This is a genomic window from Thermoanaerobacterium thermosulfurigenes (assembly GCF_051201035.1).
GTDB lineage: Bacteria > Bacillota > Thermoanaerobacteria > Thermoanaerobacterales > Thermoanaerobacteraceae > Thermoanaerobacterium > Thermoanaerobacterium thermosulfurigenes.
In genome coordinates this window covers 77,258-99,847 of record NZ_JBPODR010000007.1, presented here as the reverse complement: position 1 = coordinate 99,847, position 22,590 = coordinate 77,258, and the positions used below count along the sequence as shown (strand labels likewise).

Genomic DNA, 22,590 nt, shown 5'->3' with positions numbered 1-22,590 from the left:
CCTCCTAAATCATTTTTTAAATAATTCTTCTATATCGACATATAGAATGTCTTCTAATCTTTCAAAATGATTTTTAATATAAAAATCATCAAATTTAGAATGTTTTATGCACGCTTTTTTGATTCCAAAATCATATACATTGTTTAAAGCAACTTTTAAAAGCATTGTTCCATAGCCTTTCATCTGATATTCAGGTAAAACAGCGTGTCCTATTATATAAGCCATATCATCATACACTTTTATTGTTATAAAGCCAAAAGGCTTTTCATCTGTTGCTATCATATTAATACATTTGCTTAGATCTACTGAAAAAGACAATTTAAAATAATCAGCAATTTCTTTTATATATTTTAAATCTTCTTCTGATGCAAACTTAATTTTAAACATAAACCATCTCTTCCTATAATTTTTTTAAATATTCTACTTCATCTTTAGATAGATAACGCCATTGTCCAGTTTTTAAATTTCCAATATCTAAATTGCCTATTTTTACTCTTTTTAACTTTAAGACAGGATGTCCAATTAGCTCACACATCTTTCTGATTTGCCTGTTTCGTCCCTCATGGATGACTATTCTTACGGTAGAATTACCATTTGTGACTTTTAATATATCTATCTCGGCTTTGGCAGTTTTATAATTATAAATGTAAAGTCCGTTTCTAAACATATCCAACTTCATTTTGTCTGGCACACCTTTTATTTGCGCAATATATACCTTATTAATTTTATGCCTCGGGTGCATTAGTTTATTTGCCAAATCACCGTCATTCGTAAGCAAAAGCAGTCCTGAAGTGTCATAATCCAATCGACCAATTGGATATATCCTATCATCAATATTAACTAAGTCTATAACTGAAGGTCTGTCAAATTGATCTTTAACCGTCGTAATATATCCTACAGGTTTATTTAGCATGATGTATATATTTTTATTTACTTTTGTGACTACTTTACCGTTGTATTCAACAACGTCCTTATTTGAGTCAACTTTGACACCAAGCTCCCTTATAGTTTTACCATTAACTTTAACTTTTCCATCTAAAATCAACTGCTCACACTTTCTCCTGGAGGCAATTCCGCACTCAGCCAAGTATTTTTGCAATCTTTCCATAACGTTTCACACCCACATTTATTATACACCCAACACACCGCATATAATATAACATTTTTTGATACAAAAGACAATACTTTAGGCAAGCTTTAGACTTGCCTAAACCAATTTTTCATTATATATTCCCATAAGATTATCTCTTTCTATCTTTTCTCTAATCGCATCAGTATTTATAGTATACAACCCTAATGATTTCATTCTCTCAAAATATACCCCGCCTGCAAACGTATATCGATTTTTCAATCCTTCTTTTGTTTCTATACATTCATTTTCATATGCGATAAGGTCTCCAGATGCTAAATTTCTTGGCAATTCTAAAAGCGGCATTCCTAATGACAGCCTAACACTATTGTGCCCTGCCAGACATCCAGTAGTCATGGCTTCTGTATGTCCAGTAAAAAGCCCTGATTTTTCTCCCGCGCAAAGCAAATTGTCAAGACCTTTTACTTTCATTCCATTGTTCCTAGGAGCAATAGAGAGATATCTAATTGAATTGGCCTTTCCTCCAGAATATGGATCTTCATACCTGGCTCTTTCAAGTCCTGGAATTTTTCTTAATTTTTCTAAAGGGTAAAATGGTGTCATCAGCTTAGCATGGCCAGTATCAAGTAATATAACATTCTTTGCATATTCTGGAAGGGCATATTGTTGGCATACTTTTATATTTAGTTTATCCATGTTTACATCTTCTTCAGGAACTGGCAACACAACAACTCCTTCTTTATCAAGTTTCTCTCTGATTTCATCGCTTAATGAATCCTTATTCAACTTACAAGACCCACTAAAGGCACCATAAACTTCATCAGATCTCATTCCTAAAATATCCTCGACACCTGCTCGGTAACTTATGCTTATCCTTGGTCCAAAAGATGGACATCTTAGTATACACATTGAACAACCATTGCCGTATCTTAAACAATTTCCCATAGGCCCTGTTGAGCCGGTAGTCTCTATAAATACATCGCCATATTCAACTGATTCATCGTCTAAAACAATACCTTTGATTTTTGTCTTGTCTTCCATTATTACATCTGCCGCTCTAGATATAAATTTAATTTTAATCCCTTTATTTAATAGCATTTTTCTTATTTCAGGCTCAACCTTAGTTATATCGTACAGATTAGCGTGTTTATGACCTGGAAATTCAATATTTCTATGTCTTGCACACATATCAGTTATTTCAATTAATTCATATCCACCTAAATATTTTATTTCTTCTGCAGCAGTAAACCTGCCATTATTTCGCATTATTCCTCCTACTAAACCACAACCTAACAACATATCTGTTTTTTCAAGCAATACGACTTCAGCACCTGCTTTTTTTGCCGTAAGAGCTGCTGCACATCCTGCCCAACCACCGCCAATAACAACAACCTTAACCATGTAATACTCTCCTTTCAATTGTCTTTCTAACATCTAATTGAACTTTACATGACCTTATTTTTTGCCCATCAATTTGGACTTCACAACTGCCGCAAATACCTTCTCCACAGCATATTGTATTATTGTTTGATACAGCAAAATAAGCTTTGCTATCAAGTAAATCTAAATAATTTAAAATATTTAGATGTTGTTCATCAGAACCTCCACTGTAAATTAATTTAATATCCTTGTCTGCAATTGCATTTTTTAAAACATCTTGCCCATCGTTACTTAAAAGATCTGTCGTAATTATCTTTAAATTAAAGTTATTAATATACTGCCAAATAAAAAACTCTTCAACTTTACCCTTATCAATTATAACAGTTATTTCATTGTTGTTATTGTATAACTTGTTTATGATTATTGCTCCAGGTGCTTGTGCTATACCCCTTAATATTACAAGGCATTTTGAATTTCTAGTACCTTTTATATATTTGTGTCCAAACAATCCATTCCAATATGGGCCTCTCAAAAATACATGTTTACCGCATGAATTGATTAAATTTGTCTTAGGGCCGTTAATTTGCACAGCAATCTTTATAATTCCACTTATTTCATCAGCGTACATTATAGACATTGGTGCGTCGAAAAAAGAAGGACTTGACTCATCTCTTAAGAACACATAAGATCCAGGTTCATTTAAGTCTCTTGCCATTTTATTAGATACAGATAGCGTCAATATTATTAAATTTTTATTTATATTTTGTTTATCAATTATATCTGCCACAATAGTTTCCCTTTTTGCTTTTGCTTTTCTTTTTGACCAAATAAAATCTTGATATACACATACGCCATTCCAATTGCAATCGCAAAATTCTTTCCCTTGCAATTGAGAACAAACAATACATTCGTTTAATTCTGCTAAATAGCAAGGACAGTAATCACTACCAATGTCAATACATTCAAGCCTGTGATTGATCATTTAACCATCTCCTAAAGAAATTTTACATATTTATGTTATTCTCAAATAAAAAAAAAGTTACAAAAAACTCCTGGTACATACCAGGAGTTTAATATTGAAATATGTCAATCCAATTCTTTATGATGGTTTTAAAATTAAACTCGTAATCCCTTTTGTCAATGTTTTTGCCTGCAACAACATCGATAGTCGCAATCTGATTATCATTCAATTTTACAATAGCTACACCCATCTTTTCTCCAATTCCTATTGGTGCTTTTACAGATTTAGGTAGGCTATAATCAATTTTAACGTTTATCTCCTCATCTTTTGAAATTGGCAATATAAAATCACTATTATACACAAGCGGCAGATATTTTTCCTTGCCACTAACAACACTTATGGTCTTTATCATCTGACCTTTCGAAATGATCTTAATTGGAGTATAATTTGCAAAAGAGTAATCTAAAATTTTTTGTGTGTCTTCCCACATTGGACCGCTGTTTAATACTACAGATATTAGCCTTTGACCATTTCTCGATGCCGAAGCTACTAAACATCTGCCAGCCTTATTAGTAAACCCTGTTTTTACTCCATCAGCTCCTTCATATTGCCAAAGCATCTTATTTTTATTTCGCAAATACCTATCGTATTCTTTTCCGTCCCAAGGAATCGTCTTTTCTTTTGTTGATACTATTTCAGCGAATTTATTGTAATTATTAAAAGCGTATCTTGTAATTAAAGCTAAATCATAAGCAGTTGTATAATGGTTGTCTATTCCGATATCAAGGCCTGAAGGTGTAACAAAATTTGTATTATATGCTCCAATTTCTTTAGCTTTTTTATTCATAAGCTCGACAAACTTATCAACACTGCCACTTATATGTTCTGCAATTGCGGTTGCAGCATCATTCCCTGAGTTTAACATCAAACCGTACAATAAATTTATCATTGAAATTTTTTCTCCAGGCGAAAGCCATATTGAAGATCCACCTACACTTGCAGCTTTTTTGCTGACAGTTACAATATCATTTAAATTGCCGTATTCTAAAGCCAACAACAATGTCATGATTTTGGTTGTACTTGCCATAGGAAGTTTTTCACTTATATTTTTTTCAAAAAGAATTCTGCCAGATTTCTGATCCATTACAATTGCAGCTTTTGCAGCAATCTGAGGAGGTTTTAAATTCTCAGCTTCTATGTTTGTAGGGGTCATAAGGAAAGTAAAAATAAGCACTAATACAAGTATTTTCTTCATTACTGTCCTCCTTGAAAGTTAATACCTCACATTATGACCCGCTTGTTACCTAATAAATCAATCTATGTTATTTGTTACAGTTATTGGAGTTGATTTTTTATAAGTCTTGTTTTTATTAAAAACATTTTGAAGCTCCTCCATTAACTTAGGTGCCAAATCAATTATTCTTTCAACCATCGCATTTTGATTTACTGGCAAAAGTCTTATCTGTCCTTGCCCTACAACCATAAATGCAACTGGCTGCAAAGAAACGCCTGCACCACTGCCACCGCCAAATGGCATGTTTGATTGTCCATTATTTTGATTTTGTTCTTTGTCTTTATTTTGCGTCATCTGAAACTCTCCACCACCAGCAGCAAAACCAAACGTTACCCTTGAAATTGGAATGATCACTGTTCCGTCTGGAGCTTCTACCGCATCCCCAACGATTGTATTTACATCTATCATTTCCTTAAGACTTTCCATAGTCGTCTTCATTAATCCTTCAATAGGATGATCGCTCATCCAAAATCACCTCCGTTTAAAATTTTTTAAGAATTTAATACCATTAACTATAATATTACCATATCTAAAATCTAATATGCAATCAAAGTCGCTTTTTAAAATATTTTCTCCAAAATGAGGGTTTATAGATATAGAAGGCTTAGTTAAAAATTTTATGCTGCAATAGACAGGAACAATTAGCGTATAAATTGCAAAATTAATAATTCCATATGCAATGGATGTAAAAGCTGCATCAGTAAATCCCTCATCTACATTTAATCTTAATTTTTTAATTACTATAGATTTTTTAATGCTTTGACTCATTTCATGAATCATAATCTTATTTGAATTAAATAAATCTATTATTCTATGTACATCATGTAAACTTAGCATTTTTCTCTTTTCTGATTTTTTTGGGAATTTTAAAAAAAAGGCTTTATGCACTTCATACTTTATTACCGGTCTATTGTCTTTTAGAGTAAAATTAACAATATCAACGACTACATTCATCAATCTAATTCCCAATATTTTTAATGACAATTCTGCTCTATCATTTTTATCAATTCTTTTATAATTAACGTTTAGGCTGGCAATTTTAGCGAATCGAACAATATATATGTATATATTTAAAATAAAATTTACACCATAATTGTCATAGTGCACTTTAAAAGTCATAGGGTAAATAAAAATAAATATTACTACAAGCAAAATTAATAATATATAAAGAGAAAACATCAATTCACCTTCTCAAATATATTGTTTTCAATAATAAAAATAAAATACTAAGTAATATCGTCTAATGGAGGCAAGTCTTTTAAAGAAGGCAAATTAAAGTACTTCAGAAATTCATCAGTTGTAGAATAAAGTATTGCACGGCCTGGAGCATTTATTCTACCATCTTCTTTAATTAAATTAAATTCTAATAAGGTATTAATTGCTTTCTCGCACTTTACACCTCTTATTTTTTCTATGTCGATTCTTGTAATAGGCTGGTTATAAGCGATTATAGACAAAACTTCTAATGCGGCTTGGGATAATCCTTGCTTTATATCAAGTCCTAATGCCTTTTTTATATATTCTGCATATACTTCATTTGAAGACATCACAATTGAATCATTTATCATCAAGACTTTTACTCCTCTATTTTCTCTTTCATAATCGCTTTTTAATCTATTAAAAGATTCAATAACTTCTTTTGTAGATATATTCAATACATCACTTAAAGTTTTTATCTTTACAGGTCTGCCAGCCGCAAATAGTATAGACTCTATTATGCAATCTATATCCATTATTTCACCTCTTTAGACTTTTTATAATTATGTCTCCAAATGCATTTTTTTGCTCAGCCGCAACTTTATTTAACTTAATCAATTCCAAAAGTGCTACAAACGAAACAATTTTTTCTATCTTTCGTAAATTCTTTAAGAAATCGCCAAATTTAATCACAGGAGTAACTATTAGTTTCTTTAATATCTCCTTTATTTTGTCATCGATTGTAATTTGATCTTTTGCATATTTAATTGGCATAACATTGTCGCTGGACTTTTGAAGAATCTTCACATAAGCTTTTTTTAAGTCGATGGCCGAATAATTAAGGCAAAGCGATTTATCAACATATTTTATTTCAGGCTCGTCTCTAAAAAATTTAGTACCTAATGTATTTAAGTCTTTCAGTCTATTTGCAACACTTTTATATTTTTTATACTCAATCAACTTTTCCACCAATTCTTCTCGAGGATCTGCATCAGCCATTGTCATTTGCTGTCCTTCGACATTTTGCTTTGGTAAAAGCATACTTGACTTTATCTCAAGCAATGTAGCAGCCATTAAAATAAACTCTGTTGCAATATCCAAGTCCATTTCTTGCATAGCTTTTAAATATTCCATGTATTGGTCAAAAACAGATGCAATCGGTATATCTTTTATATCTATTTCGTTTTTTTCTATAAGATGAAATAAAAGATCAAAAGGTCCTTCAAAAGATTCTATTTTAATGTTGTACATTATCCCACTCCAAACGGAAACAAAATTATTTTAGAAATCAGTTTATCTAACCCCATCATTAGCGGAGTCATAAATAAATTAATTATTCCTGTAAATAGAAGCAAAAGCAAAGCAATTTGTCCATATTGTTCATATTGCGAATAAATATATGCTTCTTTCTGAGGAAGAATGCTCCACAAAACCTTTGAACCATCTAATGGTGGAATAGGAATTATATTAAACACAGCAAAAACCAAATTGTATTGATAGAGTATAGTCAAAAAAAGTCCTAATACAGGAATGTTTCCAAAATAAAACAACAGAATTCGCGTTATTATGGCCAAAAAAACGTTAGAAAGTGGTCCAGCCAATGCCACATATAAAACGCCTTTTTTTCTGTCTTTAAAATAATACGGATTTATCGGTACTGGCTTAGCCCACCCAAAGTATATAATAAACAGCATAATTAGCCCTAAAGGATCTATGTGGGCCAGTGGATTTAATGTAAGTCTCCCGCTTTGCCTAGGCGTAGGATCGCCTAATTTATCTGCTACATATCCATGACTAAACTCATGAAAACTCATTGCGATTATCAATGCCGGAATTCTAATTAAATAGCTTAATAATGCATTCAAATCTTTTCACCTCTTTTAACTTTTTCTACATAATGTAATAGAGTTTTAATCTCATCTTCTCGATCTTTTATCTTGCCTAAAATTTTGTCCATCAATATTTTATCTAAAATTTCTTTGTAAATTGGCGACGGTTGAAGTCCTAATCTTTTTATGTCGTCACCATTTATTTCTAATCTTTTTAATTTTGCCAAATCATAATATTTTTCAATGGCTTGTTTTATATTTAAGTCTTCCATAGCATGTACTGCAGATATTGCTTCTATTCTCTTATCTTTTAATGTATTGAAAATAGATACATTTTCATTTAAGTTAGACATATTCATTTTTATATTGAGAATATCAGATAATCCACTTAAATATTCACGTTTTAAATTGTATTTTCTAATTAAACAATCAGCATCTTCGTTTGTAGCATTATAGAAAAGCAACAAAAATCTATACAATAATGTATTGCCTTTTTCAAGACTTGTATTCAAATTTGTTGTATTAATCTTTATACCACAAAATAATTCCTTATCAAGCTGGTAATACTTCATTAACTTTACTATAGGTTCAGGATTCTTCTCTTTTAATATCAAATAAATTTCATTCAAAATTCTATCGGTGGATACATTAAAAATATCACCATCAGATATAGACTTCCTTAACAACCATTCAGTATGTTGTTCTATTTTAAAACCTAATCTTCCACTGTATCTTATTGCCCTAAAAATCCTCGTTGGATCGTCAACAAAACTTTTATCATGTACGACTCTAATTAATTTATTTTTTATGTCGTCTGCACCGTTATATATATCAATGATTTGATTTGTTTTTACATCTAATGCCAGCATATTTATCGTGAAATCTCTTCTTTTAATATCATCAGCAAGACTGGCTCGTTGGACGACTGGCAACATTCCGGGGCGTTCATAATGTTCTTTTCTTGCAGATACAATATCTAACTCAAAATCTCTGGTTTTTATTTTAGCAGTTTCAAATTTGTCATGTACCTCTATATCACCATTTAAAATTTCATTGAGCATAAAAGCAAATTTTATTCCATCGCCTTCTACCGTAATATCAATGTCATCACTTTCTAAATTTAACAATTTGTCTCTTACGTATCCTCCTACAATATACGCATTTACCCCAATTTTCTCCGACATATCTTTTAAAATTAAAAGTATATCTCTATCTATAAGAACTCCCTCTTTCTCACTAATATGCTTTAATTATTATATCATATTTGTACAAAAAAATAAGCATAATCCCATGAATTATGCTTTTCTATAAATATCATTTTTTAGTACGTGGATTAAATATTATAGAAAACAAATAACCAAAAAAAATTGCTGCAGCAATACCACCTGCTGTTGCCGTCAGTCCACCTGTAAAAGCACCAGTGATACCATCTTTTTTTACTGCTTTGATTGTACCTTGTGCTAAAGAATTGCCAAAGCCAAGAAGCGGAACAGTTGCACCAGCACCTCCGAAATCTATTATTTTCTTGTATATTCCTATACCACCTAATATAGCTCCTACTGTAACATACAAAACTAAAATTCTTGCGGGTGTAAGCTTTGTTTTGTCCATTAATATTTGAGCAATCACACAAATTATTCCACCTACAAGAAAAGCACGTAAATAATCCAATTGTATCAACCTCCTCTACGTGTAATTTGAAATTGTAACTGCATGAGCTATACCTGGTATTGACTCACCTTGTTGTGTGCTTGTCGGCGATAGCAAAGCCCCTGTAGCTATAAATAAAACCCTATTGTAAATTCCGCTTTTTATCTGCTGAAGCAACCAACCATTTAAAACTACTGCAGAGCACCCTGCTCCACTTCCCCCCGAATGCACATCTTGTGATTCATCGTATATTTCTATTCCACAATCTTTATATTTATCTTCAATATTCATACCCTCTTTATTAAGCAACTCTATCAGGATGCTTTTCCCAACTCTTGCCATGTCTCCAGTTATTATTAAATCATAATCGTTTATTGTAAAACCTGTATCATTAAAATGTGTCAAAATTGTATCTGCTGCAGCAGGCGCCATAGCAGCACCCATATTGTTTGCATCTTTCATTCCTAAATCAACAACTTTTCCTGTTGTAACGTGCGTTATATATGGACCTGTGCCATTGGATGACAACAATGATGAACCTGATCCTGTCACCGTCCACTGAGATGTAAATGGCCTTTGGACACCTTGCTCTAATGGAAATCTGTATTGTCTTTCAGCAGTAGAAAAATGACTAGATGTTGTAACAATAATATAATCTGCAAATCCTCCATCTATTAACATAGAAGCTATTGACAATCCTTCAGCCATTGTAGAACAAGCTCCATATAATCCAAATGTAGGTACATTAAATTGTCTAGCAGCAAAACTAGAAGTAATTATTTGATTTAAAAGATCTCCACCTATCAAATAATCAATGTCTGAAATATTTAAACTTGCTTTTTTAAGGGCTAAATTTACAGAGTCTTGAAACATTTTGCATTCAGCTTTTTCCCAGCTTTTTTCACCGTAAGTATCATCAGTCAAAATCATATCAAAATAATCTTTTAAAGGTCCTTGTCCTTCTTTTGGTCCAACTATTGTGCCAGATGATATAATAGAAGGTGGATTTGCAAATTTAACGGTTTGCGATCCCATTTTTTTTATTGCCATAGTAATCACCCTTTTAGAAAATAGTATATAAGCCCTACGATAATAGAGGTACCAACTCCGTAAACTATAACTGGACCTGCTATGTTAAACATTCTGGAAGCCACTCCAAAAACAAATCCTTCTCTTTTAAATTCCATAGCTGGTGAAACAATAGAATTAGCAAAACCAGTTATAGGCACAACAGAACCAGCTCCTGCAAATCGTCCAATGTCATCGTAAATACCAATTCCAGTTAAAAATGAGCCTAAAAAAACCATTATGATTGCAACTGGTGTTCCGGCTTGTTCGGCAGTCATTCCTCGATTAATAAACAAATTTAAAAAAAATTGGCCAACATCACATATTAATCCACCTACCACAAAAGCCCATAAAACATTTTTTAAAAGAGTAGGCTTCGGCTCATATTTCTGTGCAATATCCTTGTATTCTTGTTGTTTCTTTATATCCTTTTCCATTTTAATGCCTCCATAAAATCGATATATAGTGGGCACCTATTATGGTTGCCCACTTTTTATCTATCTACTCTAAATGCTATTTGAATATTTGCTTTGTATTCAACAATTTTACCGTCTTTTACGTTAGCAGTTTGATTTAATACTTCTATTCCCGATATATTGTTTACAGTTTTTGCTGCTTCTGCTACCGCGTTTTGTATAGCATCGTCCCAACTTTTAGTAGAATCTCCGACGACATTTAAAATTTTAACTACAGCCATTTTAACTCCTCCTTTAAATAAACAAGTACAGCACTATCAGGTATTTTTTTAGTGCTATATTTTAAAAAGTAAATGACAGATAAAGTAAATATAATTATTGAGAAAATTATAATAAGCTTTCTCATTTGTAACACCTCGATACAGTAATATTATGTGACAATATGTTTTTTTCATACAAAAAGAAGTGCAAATAACTTTACACTTCTTGTAACTGTTCTTTTAGTTTTTTTAAAACTTTCTTTTCAATTCTTGATACTTGCACTTGTGATATGCCTAAGATTTTCGATACCTCTGTCTGTGTCATATCTTTAAAATACCGCAAAACGATTATCTGTCTTTCACGAGAATTTAAGTTTTTTAAAACCATTCTTAAAGCCAACTTATCTTCAATTTCATATTCTTGTTCATCGATTCCTATCTTTTCTATCAAAAGTAAATTATCATCTTCATTGTGCTGAGAATTATCATATAGATATTCAGCAGTGGCAGTAGATTCAAACGCCATCGCAACTTCTTCTGCTGAAACATCAAGCTTTGATGCAATTTCTTGAATTGTCGGTTCTCTATTTAATTCCTTTTCCAATTTGTCTTTCATAAAATAGGCTTTATTTGACAATTCTTTTAATGATCGGCTAACTTTAATAAGTCCATCATCTCTCAAAAACCTTTTTATCTCACCTATTATGATTGGTACTGCATACGTGGATAATTTCACATTATAGGATTCATCAAACTTATTAATGGCTTTTACAAATCCTATACACCCAATCTGATAAAGATCTTCTGCCTCATATCCTCTGTAAGAAAATTTCTTCACTATACTCCAAATAAGGCCGCTATTTTCTTTCAGCAACTTCTCCATTGAAGACTTGTCATTATTTTTAGATTTTCTTATAAGTTCATTTACATCTTCATTCCTTTCATTATCTTTATCAATCATAGCAGCACCTCATTTACCTGAATTGATGTATTTGGTCATTCTAACCTTAGTACCTTTTCCTTTTTCAGATTCAACAACCAATTCATCCATAAAAGTCTGCATAACAGTAAAGCCCATTCCTGATCTATCTTCATCAGGTTTTGTAGTATATAAAGGTTCCATCGCTTTTTCAATGTCCTCTATTCCAACACCATTGTCAATAACTTCGACTGTTAACTTGTTCCCTTCTATCTCTGCTTTTAACATTATATAATCAATTTTACCTTCATAACCGTGAATTATAGAATTTGTAACAGCTTCAGATACTGCTGTCTTGATATCTGCTATTTCCTCTACAGTTGGATCTAATTGAGCTGCAAAAGCAGCAATAACGGTCCGTGCAAAAGACTCATTTTGAGACTTGCTTAAAAATTTCAATTCCATTTTATTTGAATAACTCATTTATATCCCCCTTTGCATGTTTTTAATGGCTTCTTCTATTGTATCATAGCAATTTATTATCCTTAAAATTCCTGACAACTCAATGACTTTTAAAAGTTGAGAATTAGCACCTACAATTGCCAATTTACCATCATTATCTTTAGCCATTTTATACCTTCCAAGAATCATTCCAATGCCGGAACTATCCATAAAATTCAATTTTTCAAAATCCAAAATAATATTTTTAAATCCTTTCTGGTATTCCGTATTTATAGCATCTTTAAAAAGATCCGATGTATGATGATCCAATTCCCCTTTTATCTTTACTATTAAGGTGTCATTTTTTTCTACAAATTTTATTCCCATATTCATCCCTCCATAATATATTATTCTACATCATAGCTCAATTTCCTCCTTATTTGTAATTTTTTTCTATAAAAATTTTTAAAAAAATACTAAAAGCTTATAAGCTTTTAGTATTTTTTACCCACGATTTATAGATTTTTTCAAAAGTATTTATTAAATTTGTTCTTTTAACACTTTTATCAGCTATTAACGATACTGTCTTTATAAGATTATTTCCGTCGTATATTTTCACTGTTCCTATTTCTGAACCTGCTTTCACAGGTGCATCAACATATTTATTTAAGCTTACTATTTGCTTTATATTCTTAGATTCACCTTTTTTCAATAAAATATATTCATCATTTTGGGAAATAGCATTTACGTAATCTTGTTGGCCTTTTAAAACTTTTATATTACCATATACTTTGCCTGCTTCAACAACTTTTTTTGTTTCAAAATTAGCAAAACCATAATCTAATAATTTTGAAGCTTCTTTGAAACGAGTAGCGGAATCTGGTGCTCCGAATACCACTGCTATAAACCTTGTATCGCCTCTTTTGGCAGTCGCAGATAAACAGTACAATGCTTCTGAAGTAGATCCTGTTTTTATTCCATCTGCGCCTTGATAATTCCAGAGAAGCTTATTAGTATTAGCCAAGCTGAATTTACCATTTCTAACAGAATCAATTTTATCAGTTAAATATTTAAATACATTTTTATGTTTAACAAGTTCTCTGGATATTAGCGCCATATCATAAACCGAGGTATAGTGTCCATCTTCAGGTAACCCCGAAGCATTCTTAAAATTTGTATTTTTGGCACCTAGTTCTTTGGCTCTTTTGTTCATTTCTTCTACAAATTTTTCTTCACTACCTGAAATATATTCAGCCAACGCGACTGAAGCATCATTTGCAGAATTCATTGCGACAGATTTCAACAGATCATCTACAGTCATTTCTTCGCCAACCTCTAAATAAATTTGTGTACCACCCATATCATAAGCATGTTCGCTTGTCACAACTTTGTCAGTAGTCTTAATTTTACCAGAATCCAATGCTTCAATAACTAAAAGCATGGTCATTACTTTCGTAACACTGGCAGGAGGTAGCTCTTCATGGCTATTTTTTTCATATAGAACTTTACCTGTATTAGCGTCCATAAGAATTGCAGATTTTGACTTGAGATTAAAATTATCAGCATATGCAAAATTTTCTAATAGCACTGAACATATAAGCACAAATATCAATGTAAATAATAATGTTTTTTTCAACATTTTATCCCTCCTCTTAAAATTATTTTTTCTAATGGAGGGATTATTATTCCTAAATTTTTAAGCTCTTGGATGCGATCTTTTGTACACTTCTTTTATTTTCGATTTTGAAATTAATGAAATCAAATCACCTTGATTAAAAGATTTGTATCCAAGAATTTCCTGTACACTTCTTATATCAGCTCCATTTTCCAACATGTGCTTTGCAAAAGATTTTCTCAATATACTTGGTGTTATGTCAAATCCTGGATTTACTATATTAGTGTATTCTTTAATGATTTTCCAACATCCCTGGCGAGTTAACGGTTCACCTCTCAAATTTAAAAACAGGAATTCATCCTGATCTATTTTTCTTCTTACAGAGATGTAGTTTTGAAGCGCATTTAAAGCTGAATCCCCAATTGGTATAAATCTTTCTTTTGAGCTTTTGCAATAAATATAACCATAATTGAGATTGACGTCTTTTATATGCAGAGATATCAGCTCTGACACTTTGAGGCCGGTTGCATACAAGACCTCCAATATCGCTTTATCTCTCAATCCTTTTTCACTATTCTCAAATTCATGAGATAAAAGCTTGTCAACCTGTTCCACTGATAATGTTAGAGGAACCTTTTTCTCTATTTTTGGTGCATCTAAAGTATACGCTGGTTCTTTATCAATAAACTTGTTCATAAATAAGTATTGATAAAAAGATTTTATGGATGATAAATGACGAGAAATAGTTGATTGTGACATATTTTTATGTTTTAAAAAATTTAAATAGCTAATAATTGTTATTTTATTAACATCATAATATTCGATATTGTTTTCCTTTAAGTACCCTATAAACTGCGTTATATCTCTTTTATAAGATTCAACCGTATTATCGCTTAGCTTTTTCTCATTTTTCAAAAAGTCAATAAAAGCTTGTACAATGCTTCCCATCTGCATTACCCCTATTATTTTAGTTATATCTTTATATTCAACATATTTTTTATTTTTCCTTCTTGCTTATTGTATAATATTTTTTAAAAAATAAAGTATTTTAGGTGTAAGATATGCTTCAAATACCCCGCTAAGTATCATCAGCGAAAATGCAAAATAAACCAATAAAGTATATGTTACAAATTGAGAAAATAAATCATTAATATTGAATCTTCGGTTTTTTAATATATACATCGAAAAATTGATAGCCGTTGCTGAAATAAAAAATAATGAAATTAAAGCAAGAATATTCTGAGGCAATATAGCAACCAACGTAAAGAGAATTCCTTTGTATTTCAATTGGTTTATCAGAAAACCAACTGAAAAACCTAATAAAAATCCTCTTATGCCAATAACAATAAATATAAATGGAATTCCAATAATTGTTGCTCCAAGAAGCCACAATACAAACGTCGTTTCAAAATTATTTAAAACAGATTGTTTAAATATTTCAATTGGAACTATTTTCATCTGGCTAATTATTACGTAAAAATTTTTAATGTATTTCATCATATTTTCTTTTTGTACATCATTTAATGTATTTATTGTAAAAGAACCAGATGCTATACCAATCATAAATGACATTAAAATTATTATATATAATATCGAATTGTCTCGAATGTGTTTAGATGTCTTTTCTTTTAAATATTTCAAGGCAACGTCCTCCTCCTGCCTCAAATTATATTTTAATTTATGCCATGGAGAAAGACATTATGACTGCCTCAAATTATTTTCCCGTAGATACCGCCGCCTCCTGTTTCAATTTTTAGATTGCCATATCTTGCATCTAAAATATTTTTTGCTATTTTTTCGCCAACTGAATTTTTTAATTGTTCAAAAGGCGCTTCATGTGTGACGTATATTTCGCTTCCAACTTCTCTCATAAGCTTCCTAATTGTTTTTGGACCGATGCCAGGCAAAAATTCCAATGGAATCTGATATACATATTCAGCTCTAAATGGCGGGTGTAGCATCTCTTGATCTTTTATCTCATATATTCTGTCTAAAACCCCAAATACTATGTTCTTGCTATTGCAATAAGCACACTTATGCGCTGGCGGATCTACATTAGCAACTTTATTGCAATCAAGACAAAATGTTCTATGATATTTGCCTAATGCAGGATTTAGTCCATAATTTCTTATGACTCCTTTCATGGATTTTAATGCAGCTTTTAAGCTTGTAAAATCAGGTTTAGGCAAATCAAATACGTTAAATTCTCTACCAATTTTTTGTAGCGAATGAGCATCAGAATTGCTTAAAAAAGTTTTGCCTCTTAATTCACTTATCATATCTGCCAAAAAAGTATCAGAGCTTAATCCAAGTTCTACCGCATTGACATTTTCAAAATATTCATTAAATATATAATTTAACCTATCTGCAGTATTTCCATAATAACTTTTATATGGCGTAAATATGTGAGCAGGTACAACAAATCCATCTAAGTCTTCTACAATCTTCAATATTTCCACGCTATTTAAGCTGCATCTTTGTGTACTTAAATTTACATTATTAACATGTTTAGATAAGGCTTCAGAAAACTTCCTCATGGATTTTATATCTTTCAAAAAACACAATAAGTGTGGTGAACCGCGCAATTCACCACCCACCTCTATCTCACTTACTAACAGCAATAATACCTTTTGCTTAAATAAAATTCCTCCACCTTCAAGTTCTTCATACAATCCATATTCAGTTTTAAGCAGTTGCTCTATTTCATCTAAAATTTCTGGAGCAGCACAATCAACAATTCCTACAATATCTATGCCTTTCTCAATACATTTATTTAATATATTTTCGACTGTTAGATTTGGTGAAGCGGTGATCTTAACAGGTCTGCCATTCCTCGTCCTTCCTATGTGAACGTGTAAATCTACATTATAGTACATCTTAAACCCCTTTTCACCTTATATAATACAATAACGCAATAAGTGTTTTTGCATCTTCAATCAATCCTTTTTGCATCATATCCCTTATCTCATCGACTGTATACTCATGAACGTTCAAAAATTCATCTGGATCTGTATTTGATGTGCCTTTTTCTAAATCGTCCGCAAAAAATAAATGTAAAATTTCTGTAGAAAAACCAGGAGATGGATAAAATGTAAACAAGTGTTTAAGCTCTTTCGCTATATACCCTGTTTCCTCCATTAGCTCTCTTTTTGCACACTCTATAGGCTCCTCTCCCACATTTAATTTTCCTGCAGGTATCTCCAATAGCATCTTCTCTGCAGGTTTTCTGTACTGTTCAACCATGACTATTTTTCCGCTTTTGTTTATTGCTAATATTGAAACACCACCATTGTGTTCAACAATTTCTCTTGTTGTTATCTTTCCGTTTGGCAAAACAACATCATCTACTCTCAAGTTTATTATCTTGCCAGAAAATATGATATTTGAATTCTTTGTTACTTCGGTTAGCTCCATTTTATACAATCCTTTCTGATTAGTATATTTTTTACTTAACTTGCATAAGATAACATCAAAGGAGATGAGTATAATGATTATATACGAAAACAAAATTTATTTTAAGGGTAAATTTTGTGAACTCTTAAAGCTTTTAAATGAACTTTCTTCTAAGTACAAAACGTTTTATGAGTTAATCAACAATCAAAAGATCCGAACAATAAACTGCTGCAGCAATACAAGCATCAAAAAATTCGCTTTCTTCATCAAGTCCTCTTCCCATAGTAGTGAATTTAATATCTTTTACATTGTGCAATAGCTTTCTATATTTTTCAACATCAACAAAGTATTTATTCATTTTATCAAATGCGTTATTTCCCAATTGCTTTTTGAGAAGCATCTCTTTCTCATGTTTCAGTTTTGGGACTACAATAGTGCATGTACTATTTACAAGTTCTGCTACTGTAACAGTATGATGGCTTATACCGTTGTGTCTTTCTCTTGCATCATTAAAACTAATTCTAGGTATCAATATAGGATTGCCCTTTATTTTGTTTATTGCATCTATAATTGAAGCTTGATCTATGCCTGAAAATCCGTATTTTGTTCCTGTCCCAACTATGCCTGGTCCCATAGCCACAATTGCGATATCGCTTTTGGCTACTTCCTTTGCACATATCAATGCCGAATAAATATTAACAGACTCAAAATCCCCTCCAAAAGCATGTCCAATAGTAATTGTGGTATCGATAAAATTATTCTCTTTTAGATAATGGACAGTATTGCTGAAAGATATAGGAAGACAAGCAGAATCAGTCATTATATATGAAATTTTAACCGATGGTTTTAATTTCTTTAGCATTATTGCAGTAGGAGCCAACATGCTGTGGAGTTCAGCTACTATCACAGGCATGCTGTTCAACCCTTTAAAATTATTAAAAATATCATGGTATGGACTATCTAGTTCTTCTACCGAAAGCACATTAATTTGCATAGGAGAATAGCGCATTTTCATTATATGCCCTATGTTCTTATATTCAAATGAATCATATCTTGTATTCAATATGACAAAGTCATATCCACCCGTACCCAATTGCAAGTTTTTAGCCGTTTGATTTACATAAACCACATCATCCACGTTTATTATACCTGTAATTTTATTATAATTTACCGCCTTTGAAACAATTCCTTCTATGTCAATTTCTACAAAGCATATATCGGCCTTTTCTGATATAATCTTTTTTACAATCCCTTTTTTAATTGAAATCACAACTAATCACGTCCTCTGCCAATCATGTCTAAATAATTCAAAAACTTATTTTTTTCTATTATTTTAGACAATGAATATTTTTCAGTAATAATATGAATTAAAATTAAAAATGCCAAAATAATTAACTTTATATTAAAATTAAACAACAAAACACTTGATATTCCTAACGTAAGACCAAGAATATTAGAACCAGTATCACCTAACATAATTTTTGCTTTTAAATCCAGTGGCACAAAAGCAATTACAGCACCCAAAACAATCAGTAAGATTAAAAAGTTTCCAGTACCTGCTAACAAGAAAATTATGGCTATAAAAAAGAACGCTTTGCAAGCTCTTCCAGGTCTTAAATCAAGCAAATTCAAAAAATTAGTAAATAAAGATATCAATATTGTGTTGACTATTATATCAACTAATCTATTGCTGATATTTATGCTTATATAAAACGATACTATAACGCCTATTACCGCTTTTAAACCTCCTGTTGTCAATTTCATGTTCAGAAGTGATTTAATATGACCTTTTAATCCTCTGACACTTCTATCACCTAATATATCATCGATTAAACCTACATAAGACATCAATATAATGGAAACCAAAAAAATCGGTGTCATTTCATCAGAAATCCCAAGAAACTTGGAAACAATCGCTGCAATAAAAATAGTTGGAACAAAAGCTATTCCACCACATACTGGAATCAAAACATTTTTATAATTAGGCTTTAGGCACACATCTTTGTCTAATATCTGAATTATAAATTTTTGAATTACTATCATCAACAAAAAAGATATGATAAAAATCATTAATGATGACACTTTATCACCGGTCCTTAAATATCGCTTTTATTAATAAAACTTTAAGTATATCCAAAAACTGTCTACCTCTATGAATAAAACCTTTAATATCTCTTAATGTAACAGAGTGAGTCATATCAACATCTACTTCTTTAATCTTATATCCTAAATTAAATATGTCGATTGTCATACCAACTTCTATACCATAACCACCATAAATTTTTTTTATTTTGTCAAGCACTTCCTTTTTAAAAACCCTTTGACCAGAGAGTGTAGAATCAAAATCATGACCAGTAAGCAGTTTTACACCGTATTTTGCTAATTTCTTTACAAGTCCAAAACCTGATTTAACATTGACTTTAGGAAATCTGGCTACAGTAACATCGGCATCATTATTTAAAACAGGTTTTATTAATTTAATTACCTCTCGAGAAGTCAAACCTACATCTGCGTCAATAAAAGCAATAACATCATTTTTAACGTATTTCAAGCCTTCTTTTAAGGCTCTTCCTTTACCAGAATTATTTTTTAGGTTCACCAATTTTGCTCCTGCTTTTTTAGCTTTATCTGCTGTGTCATCTGTAGAGCCATCATTTATAACAATGATCTCATCAATTTCCTCTATATTCTCCATACCTTTTATTGTATCAACGATTCTCTTGCCTTCATTGTATGCCGGTATTAAAACACTTACAGCCATCATTTCACCTCGTTTGAATTTGCCTTATTTTGATTTTGATTCTGTTGGTATTCTATAAAAGAATCGGGCATAATCGATGTATCTCCAGCTTTTATTCCATAATTGCCATCTTTGCCTTGCATCACCATTATCAAGGAAGTTTGTCCTATAATCGTATCTATGTTATCAACGGTTGACAAGTGTTGTTTTCTATACGCATCCATATAAGAATACTTTACATCGCTTTGTTCAACTCCGACAATCGGCACATTTAAAATTTTCGATTGCCTTATTATTGGGATATCTACTATATTTAAATTGTTATTTTTAAGATTGCTGCCACCTGCTAAAACGATAAAATCTGTATTTCCAGGTGTACCAGTAAAATCAATGTACCCCTTATCTTTTAAATAAGTTATCAATTCTCCATCTTGCCCAGTAACAAGAACCTCAGTCAGTTTTTCAGATAAAGATTCAATGAGATGATTGCTATCAATATTGCCATATTTAGACAAATTAGTTATTAAATCGTCTTTCTCTGACTGATCTAAATTATTCAAATCATCTTTAAATATTGTAACAGATGATATTGTTGCACCTGCTTTCATCAAAGCATTTCTTAAACCTGGATAGATAAAATCATTGTTTGTTTCAATTATTGCAACTTTTACACCATTTAAGCGTCCTTTTACAAGCTCAGGAAAAACAATTTTCCCGTATTGGTTCATATAGTCAAGTTGCTTATTTAAACTTTGTACATTGTCCTTTAAATTAGAATTTTCAGTTTGGATATCTTTAAATTTTTGCTCTAGCTGATTTATTATTGTTTCTTGCTGTTCAGAAAAAACTTTTTGTCCATCCAGCATGAAGCCTATAAATATGCCAATTCCCAATGCCATAAAAATTGCTGCTATCGTCAATACATAATATCTAATATTTACGTTCATAGATCTCCTCCTAAAATCCTATTAAAAGCCTTATCCTTAGCTGCAAAAGTTTTAAAAGCTGTTGCATAGGTGGTGAAAAATAAGCTATTACACTAAGTGGAACCATTGCAGCAAATATAATACTAAAAACATATGAAAGCCTAAAATTTTCCCTGTATAGTTTATTAACACCTTTAGCATCAATAAGCTTAGATCCAATCTTTAATCTTACAAGAAATGTGCTGGACATTCCCTTCCTTCCTTTTTCTAGAAAATCAATCATACTGGAATGAGTACCAACAGCTACTATTAAATCTGCGCCTTTTTCATATGCTAGAAGCATAGCAATGTCTTCGCTTGTACCTGGCGCTTTAAATATATATGCATCAAGTCCTAATGATTTAACTCTCTCTAACCCAGGAGACTTGCCATTTGGATAGGCATGAACTACTATCTCTTTTGCTTTTTTCAAAGCCTTATCGCTTACGCTATCCATGTCTCCAATTATGATATCAGGTGTTAAACCAAATTCAAGTATTGCATCTGCACCACCATCTACTCCTATCAATATAGGCTTCACATCTGTTATATACTGCCTAATAGTATATAAGTCTTCCTTGTAGTCTTTTCCTCTTACAACAACCAATGCTTGTCTATCCTTAAGCTTTGTCTTCACATCAGGTATTTCAATATCACCCAAAATAAATGACTTTTCTTTTTTAGCATATTCAAGTGTATTCTCAATGAATTTATCCAACTCTACTTCCAGATTTTCCTTACATTCTTCCATTTTGTAATTAATGACATCGTGTGTAAGCAATTTTCCTCTTTTTATCAATTTGCCATCTTTATATATTTCATTATCGATTATAGTAATCTTATCATTCTCTTTAAGCAAATCAAATATATCTTCGCCAACTTCATCTATAATAGGGATACCAGCTTTATCAATAATAGATGGGCCTAAATTAGGATACCTACCGCTTATCGATTTATTAGCATTTATCACAGCCAAAATCTTCTTTTCTATCAAAGATTCGGCACCAATCTCATCGATATCAACATGATCTATCACAGCGATTTCTCCGGGGCCTATGCGCTTTGCAAGATTTTTCGTCCTTTTGTCCATTTTAACTGTACCAGTAATTTGCATGGTAAAACCTCCATACATCTTTTCTTTGTTTATTATAGCACAATTTTCTACAAGGTAAAACAAAAAATACGGTGAGCTATTCACCGCATTTTTTAATTCGCCTTTAAACTTAATCTTAACTTGTCAGCAATAAGCGCGATAAACTCTGAATTGGTGTCAAAATTTTCAGAAAAATCGCTAATTTATCAAACACTTAATTGTGATCTTAACCACATAATACCTTCTATTAGTTGCTTTTTTAAATTAATATCATCATAA

The 22,590-nt window shown here is 31.5% G+C and carries 28 protein-coding genes; all 28 read right to left on the bottom strand.

Going from position 1 to position 22,590, the window contains the following annotated elements:
* Positions 1 to 9: 9 nt before the first annotated feature.
* A complete protein-coding gene (locus HNR52_RS04305) occupies positions 10 to 387 on the bottom strand; it encodes a GNAT family N-acetyltransferase (RefSeq protein WP_435619784.1) in 378 nt (125 codons plus the stop codon).
* Between the two features lie 13 nt (positions 388 to 400).
* Positions 401 to 1,108: a pseudouridine synthase gene (locus HNR52_RS04300; RefSeq protein WP_435619783.1), complete on the bottom strand. Its 708-nt coding sequence runs from the start codon at positions 1,106 to 1,108 to the stop codon at positions 401 to 403.
* Between the two features lie 99 nt (positions 1,109 to 1,207).
* Positions 1,208 to 2,491, bottom strand: a complete 1,284-nt coding sequence (locus tag HNR52_RS04295; RefSeq protein WP_013787998.1) for an FAD-dependent oxidoreductase — start codon at positions 2,489 to 2,491, stop codon at positions 1,208 to 1,210.
* Positions 2,484 to 3,449, bottom strand: coding sequence for a sulfide/dihydroorotate dehydrogenase-like FAD/NAD-binding protein (locus tag HNR52_RS04290; protein WP_195890952.1), 966 nt, complete (start codon positions 3,447 to 3,449; stop codon positions 2,484 to 2,486). The genes HNR52_RS04295 and HNR52_RS04290 overlap by 8 nt, the downstream gene beginning before the upstream one ends.
* A gap of 91 nt (positions 3,450 to 3,540) precedes the next feature.
* Positions 3,541 to 4,686, bottom strand: coding sequence for a D-alanyl-D-alanine carboxypeptidase family protein (locus tag HNR52_RS04285; RefSeq protein WP_013787996.1), 1,146 nt, complete (start codon positions 4,684 to 4,686; stop codon positions 3,541 to 3,543).
* Between the two features lie 57 nt (positions 4,687 to 4,743).
* Positions 4,744 to 5,190 carry a GerW family sporulation protein gene (gene ytfJ / locus HNR52_RS04280; protein WP_013787995.1) on the bottom strand — a complete coding sequence of 149 codons (447 nt, stop codon included), beginning with the start codon at positions 5,188 to 5,190 and terminating at the stop codon, positions 4,744 to 4,746.
* 6 nt (positions 5,191 to 5,196) lie between these two features.
* Positions 5,197 to 5,904, bottom strand: coding sequence for a DUF2953 domain-containing protein (locus HNR52_RS04275; protein ID WP_435619782.1), 708 nt, complete (start codon positions 5,902 to 5,904; stop codon positions 5,197 to 5,199).
* A gap of 47 nt (positions 5,905 to 5,951) precedes the next feature.
* A complete protein-coding gene (gene scpB / locus HNR52_RS04270) occupies positions 5,952 to 6,458 on the bottom strand; it encodes an SMC-Scp complex subunit ScpB (protein WP_013787993.1) in 507 nt (168 codons plus the stop codon).
* A gap of 4 nt (positions 6,459 to 6,462) precedes the next feature.
* On the bottom strand, positions 6,463 to 7,173 hold the full coding sequence (locus HNR52_RS04265; protein ID WP_013787992.1) for a segregation and condensation protein A: 711 nt from the start codon (positions 7,171 to 7,173) through the stop codon (positions 6,463 to 6,465).
* Positions 7,173 to 7,736 (bottom strand): site-2 protease family protein, encoded by a 564-nt coding sequence (locus tag HNR52_RS04260; RefSeq protein ID WP_049781481.1) that lies wholly within the window; start codon positions 7,734 to 7,736, stop codon positions 7,173 to 7,175. Before HNR52_RS04260 ends, HNR52_RS04265 begins: the two co-directional genes overlap by 1 nt.
* Positions 7,737 to 7,783: 47 nt before the next feature.
* Positions 7,784 to 8,935, bottom strand: a complete 1,152-nt coding sequence (locus tag HNR52_RS04255; RefSeq protein ID WP_435619781.1) for a CCA tRNA nucleotidyltransferase — start codon at positions 8,933 to 8,935, stop codon at positions 7,784 to 7,786.
* 130 nt (positions 8,936 to 9,065) lie between these two features.
* Positions 9,066 to 9,422, bottom strand: coding sequence for a stage V sporulation protein AE (gene spoVAE, locus HNR52_RS04250; protein WP_013787989.1), 357 nt, complete (start codon positions 9,420 to 9,422; stop codon positions 9,066 to 9,068).
* 15 nt (positions 9,423 to 9,437) lie between these two features.
* On the bottom strand, positions 9,438 to 10,451 hold the full coding sequence (gene spoVAD / locus HNR52_RS04245; RefSeq protein ID WP_435619780.1) for a stage V sporulation protein AD: 1,014 nt from the start codon (positions 10,449 to 10,451) through the stop codon (positions 9,438 to 9,440).
* A gap of 5 nt (positions 10,452 to 10,456) precedes the next feature.
* Positions 10,457 to 10,906 (bottom strand): stage V sporulation protein AC, encoded by a 450-nt coding sequence (spoVAC, locus tag HNR52_RS04240; RefSeq protein ID WP_013787987.1) that lies wholly within the window; start codon positions 10,904 to 10,906, stop codon positions 10,457 to 10,459.
* A gap of 56 nt (positions 10,907 to 10,962) precedes the next feature.
* Positions 10,963 to 11,166 (bottom strand): dodecin family protein, encoded by a 204-nt coding sequence (locus HNR52_RS04235; RefSeq protein ID WP_014758761.1) that lies wholly within the window; start codon positions 11,164 to 11,166, stop codon positions 10,963 to 10,965.
* A gap of 196 nt (positions 11,167 to 11,362) precedes the next feature.
* Complete coding sequence (gene sigF, locus HNR52_RS04230; RefSeq protein WP_013787984.1) at positions 11,363 to 12,106, bottom strand: RNA polymerase sporulation sigma factor SigF; 744 nt, start codon at positions 12,104 to 12,106, stop codon at positions 11,363 to 11,365.
* A 9-nt stretch (positions 12,107 to 12,115) separates the two neighbouring features.
* Positions 12,116 to 12,547: an anti-sigma F factor gene (spoIIAB, locus tag HNR52_RS04225; RefSeq protein WP_013787983.1), complete on the bottom strand. Its 432-nt coding sequence runs from the start codon at positions 12,545 to 12,547 to the stop codon at positions 12,116 to 12,118.
* Complete coding sequence (gene spoIIAA / locus HNR52_RS04220) at positions 12,548 to 12,892, bottom strand: anti-sigma F factor antagonist (RefSeq protein ID WP_013787982.1); 345 nt, start codon at positions 12,890 to 12,892, stop codon at positions 12,548 to 12,550.
* Between the two features lie 97 nt (positions 12,893 to 12,989).
* The gene (locus HNR52_RS04215) at positions 12,990 to 14,144 is read right to left on the bottom strand and encodes a D-alanyl-D-alanine carboxypeptidase family protein (protein ID WP_013787981.1); all 1,155 of its coding nucleotides are present in this window, start codon (positions 14,142 to 14,144) and stop codon (positions 12,990 to 12,992) included.
* Positions 14,145 to 14,201: 57 nt separating this feature from the next.
* Positions 14,202 to 15,068, bottom strand: coding sequence for a site-specific tyrosine recombinase (locus tag HNR52_RS04210; RefSeq protein ID WP_013787980.1), 867 nt, complete (start codon positions 15,066 to 15,068; stop codon positions 14,202 to 14,204).
* Positions 15,069 to 15,134: 66 nt separating this feature from the next.
* Positions 15,135 to 15,761, bottom strand: a complete 627-nt coding sequence (gene spoIIM / locus HNR52_RS04205) for a stage II sporulation protein M (protein WP_013787979.1) — start codon at positions 15,759 to 15,761, stop codon at positions 15,135 to 15,137.
* 68 nt (positions 15,762 to 15,829) lie between these two features.
* Positions 15,830 to 16,996, bottom strand: a complete 1,167-nt coding sequence (locus HNR52_RS04200; protein WP_013787978.1) for an endonuclease Q family protein — start codon at positions 16,994 to 16,996, stop codon at positions 15,830 to 15,832.
* A 13-nt stretch (positions 16,997 to 17,009) separates the two neighbouring features.
* Entirely contained in the window at positions 17,010 to 17,534 is a 525-nt protein-coding gene (locus tag HNR52_RS04195; RefSeq protein ID WP_013787977.1) for an NUDIX hydrolase, read from the bottom strand.
* A gap of 172 nt (positions 17,535 to 17,706) precedes the next feature.
* A complete protein-coding gene (locus HNR52_RS04190; RefSeq protein ID WP_013787976.1) occupies positions 17,707 to 18,783 on the bottom strand; it encodes a DUF3866 family protein in 1,077 nt (358 codons plus the stop codon).
* Between the two features lie 2 nt (positions 18,784 to 18,785).
* A complete protein-coding gene (locus tag HNR52_RS04185; RefSeq protein ID WP_435619779.1) occupies positions 18,786 to 19,556 on the bottom strand; it encodes an MraY family glycosyltransferase in 771 nt (256 codons plus the stop codon).
* A gap of 43 nt (positions 19,557 to 19,599) precedes the next feature.
* The gene (locus HNR52_RS04180; RefSeq protein ID WP_013787974.1) at positions 19,600 to 20,274 is read right to left on the bottom strand and encodes a glycosyltransferase family 2 protein; all 675 of its coding nucleotides are present in this window, start codon (positions 20,272 to 20,274) and stop codon (positions 19,600 to 19,602) included.
* A complete protein-coding gene (locus tag HNR52_RS04175) occupies positions 20,274 to 21,200 on the bottom strand; it encodes a copper transporter (protein ID WP_435619778.1) in 927 nt (308 codons plus the stop codon). The genes HNR52_RS04180 and HNR52_RS04175 overlap by 1 nt, the downstream gene beginning before the upstream one ends.
* Before the next feature lie 10 nt (positions 21,201 to 21,210).
* Positions 21,211 to 22,332: a putative cytokinetic ring protein SteA gene (gene steA / locus HNR52_RS04170; RefSeq protein ID WP_435619777.1), complete on the bottom strand. Its 1,122-nt coding sequence runs from the start codon at positions 22,330 to 22,332 to the stop codon at positions 21,211 to 21,213.
* Between the last annotated feature and the right edge of the window lie 258 nt (positions 22,333 to 22,590).

Coding starts and splice junctions, on each gene's coding strand:
- HNR52_RS04305 (WP_435619784.1), bottom strand. CDS start 387: ATGTTTAAAATTAAGTTTGCATCAGAAGAAGATTTAAAATATATAAAA.
- HNR52_RS04300 (WP_435619783.1), bottom strand. CDS start 1,108: ATGGAAAGATTGCAAAAATACTTGGCTGAGTGCGGAATTGCCTCCAGG.
- HNR52_RS04295 (WP_013787998.1), bottom strand. CDS start 2,491: ATGGTTAAGGTTGTTGTTATTGGCGGTGGTTGGGCAGGATGTGCAGCA.
- HNR52_RS04285 (WP_013787996.1), bottom strand. CDS start 4,686: ATGAAGAAAATACTTGTATTAGTGCTTATTTTTACTTTCCTTATGACC.
- ytfJ (WP_013787995.1), bottom strand. CDS start 5,190: ATGAGCGATCATCCTATTGAAGGATTAATGAAGACGACTATGGAAAGT.
- HNR52_RS04275 (WP_435619782.1), bottom strand. CDS start 5,904: ATGTTTTCTCTTTATATATTATTAATTTTGCTTGTAGTAATATTTATT.
- scpB (WP_013787993.1), bottom strand. CDS start 6,458: ATGGATATAGATTGCATAATAGAGTCTATACTATTTGCGGCTGGCAGA.
- HNR52_RS04265 (WP_013787992.1), bottom strand. CDS start 7,173: ATGTACAACATTAAAATAGAATCTTTTGAAGGACCTTTTGATCTTTTA.
- HNR52_RS04260 (WP_049781481.1), bottom strand. CDS start 7,736: ATGAGTTTTCATGAGTTTAGTCATGGATATGTAGCAGATAAATTAGGC.
- HNR52_RS04255 (WP_435619781.1), bottom strand. CDS start 8,935: ATGTCGGAGAAAATTGGGGTAAATGCGTATATTGTAGGAGGATACGTA.
- spoVAD (WP_435619780.1), bottom strand. CDS start 10,451: ATGGCAATAAAAAAAATGGGATCGCAAACCGTTAAATTTGCAAATCCA.
- spoVAC (WP_013787987.1), bottom strand. CDS start 10,906: ATGGAAAAGGATATAAAGAAACAACAAGAATACAAGGATATTGCACAG.
- HNR52_RS04235 (WP_014758761.1), bottom strand. CDS start 11,166: ATGGCTGTAGTTAAAATTTTAAATGTCGTCGGAGATTCTACTAAAAGT.
- sigF (WP_013787984.1), bottom strand. CDS start 12,106: ATGATTGATAAAGATAATGAAAGGAATGAAGATGTAAATGAACTTATA.
- spoIIAB (WP_013787983.1), bottom strand. CDS start 12,547: ATGAGTTATTCAAATAAAATGGAATTGAAATTTTTAAGCAAGTCTCAA.
- spoIIAA (WP_013787982.1), bottom strand. CDS start 12,892: ATGGGAATAAAATTTGTAGAAAAAAATGACACCTTAATAGTAAAGATA.
- HNR52_RS04215 (WP_013787981.1), bottom strand. CDS start 14,144: ATGTTGAAAAAAACATTATTATTTACATTGATATTTGTGCTTATATGT.
- HNR52_RS04210 (WP_013787980.1), bottom strand. CDS start 15,068: ATGGGAAGCATTGTACAAGCTTTTATTGACTTTTTGAAAAATGAGAAA.
- HNR52_RS04200 (WP_013787978.1), bottom strand. CDS start 16,996: ATGTACTATAATGTAGATTTACACGTTCACATAGGAAGGACGAGGAAT.
- HNR52_RS04195 (WP_013787977.1), bottom strand. CDS start 17,534: ATGGAGCTAACCGAAGTAACAAAGAATTCAAATATCATATTTTCTGGC.
- HNR52_RS04185 (WP_435619779.1), bottom strand. CDS start 19,556: ATGATAGTAATTCAAAAATTTATAATTCAGATATTAGACAAAGATGTG.
- HNR52_RS04180 (WP_013787974.1), bottom strand. CDS start 20,274: ATGGCTGTAAGTGTTTTAATACCGGCATACAATGAAGGCAAGAGAATC.
- HNR52_RS04175 (WP_435619778.1), bottom strand. CDS start 21,200: ATGAACGTAAATATTAGATATTATGTATTGACGATAGCAGCAATTTTT.
- steA (WP_435619777.1), bottom strand. CDS start 22,332: ATGCAAATTACTGGTACAGTTAAAATGGACAAAAGGACGAAAAATCTT.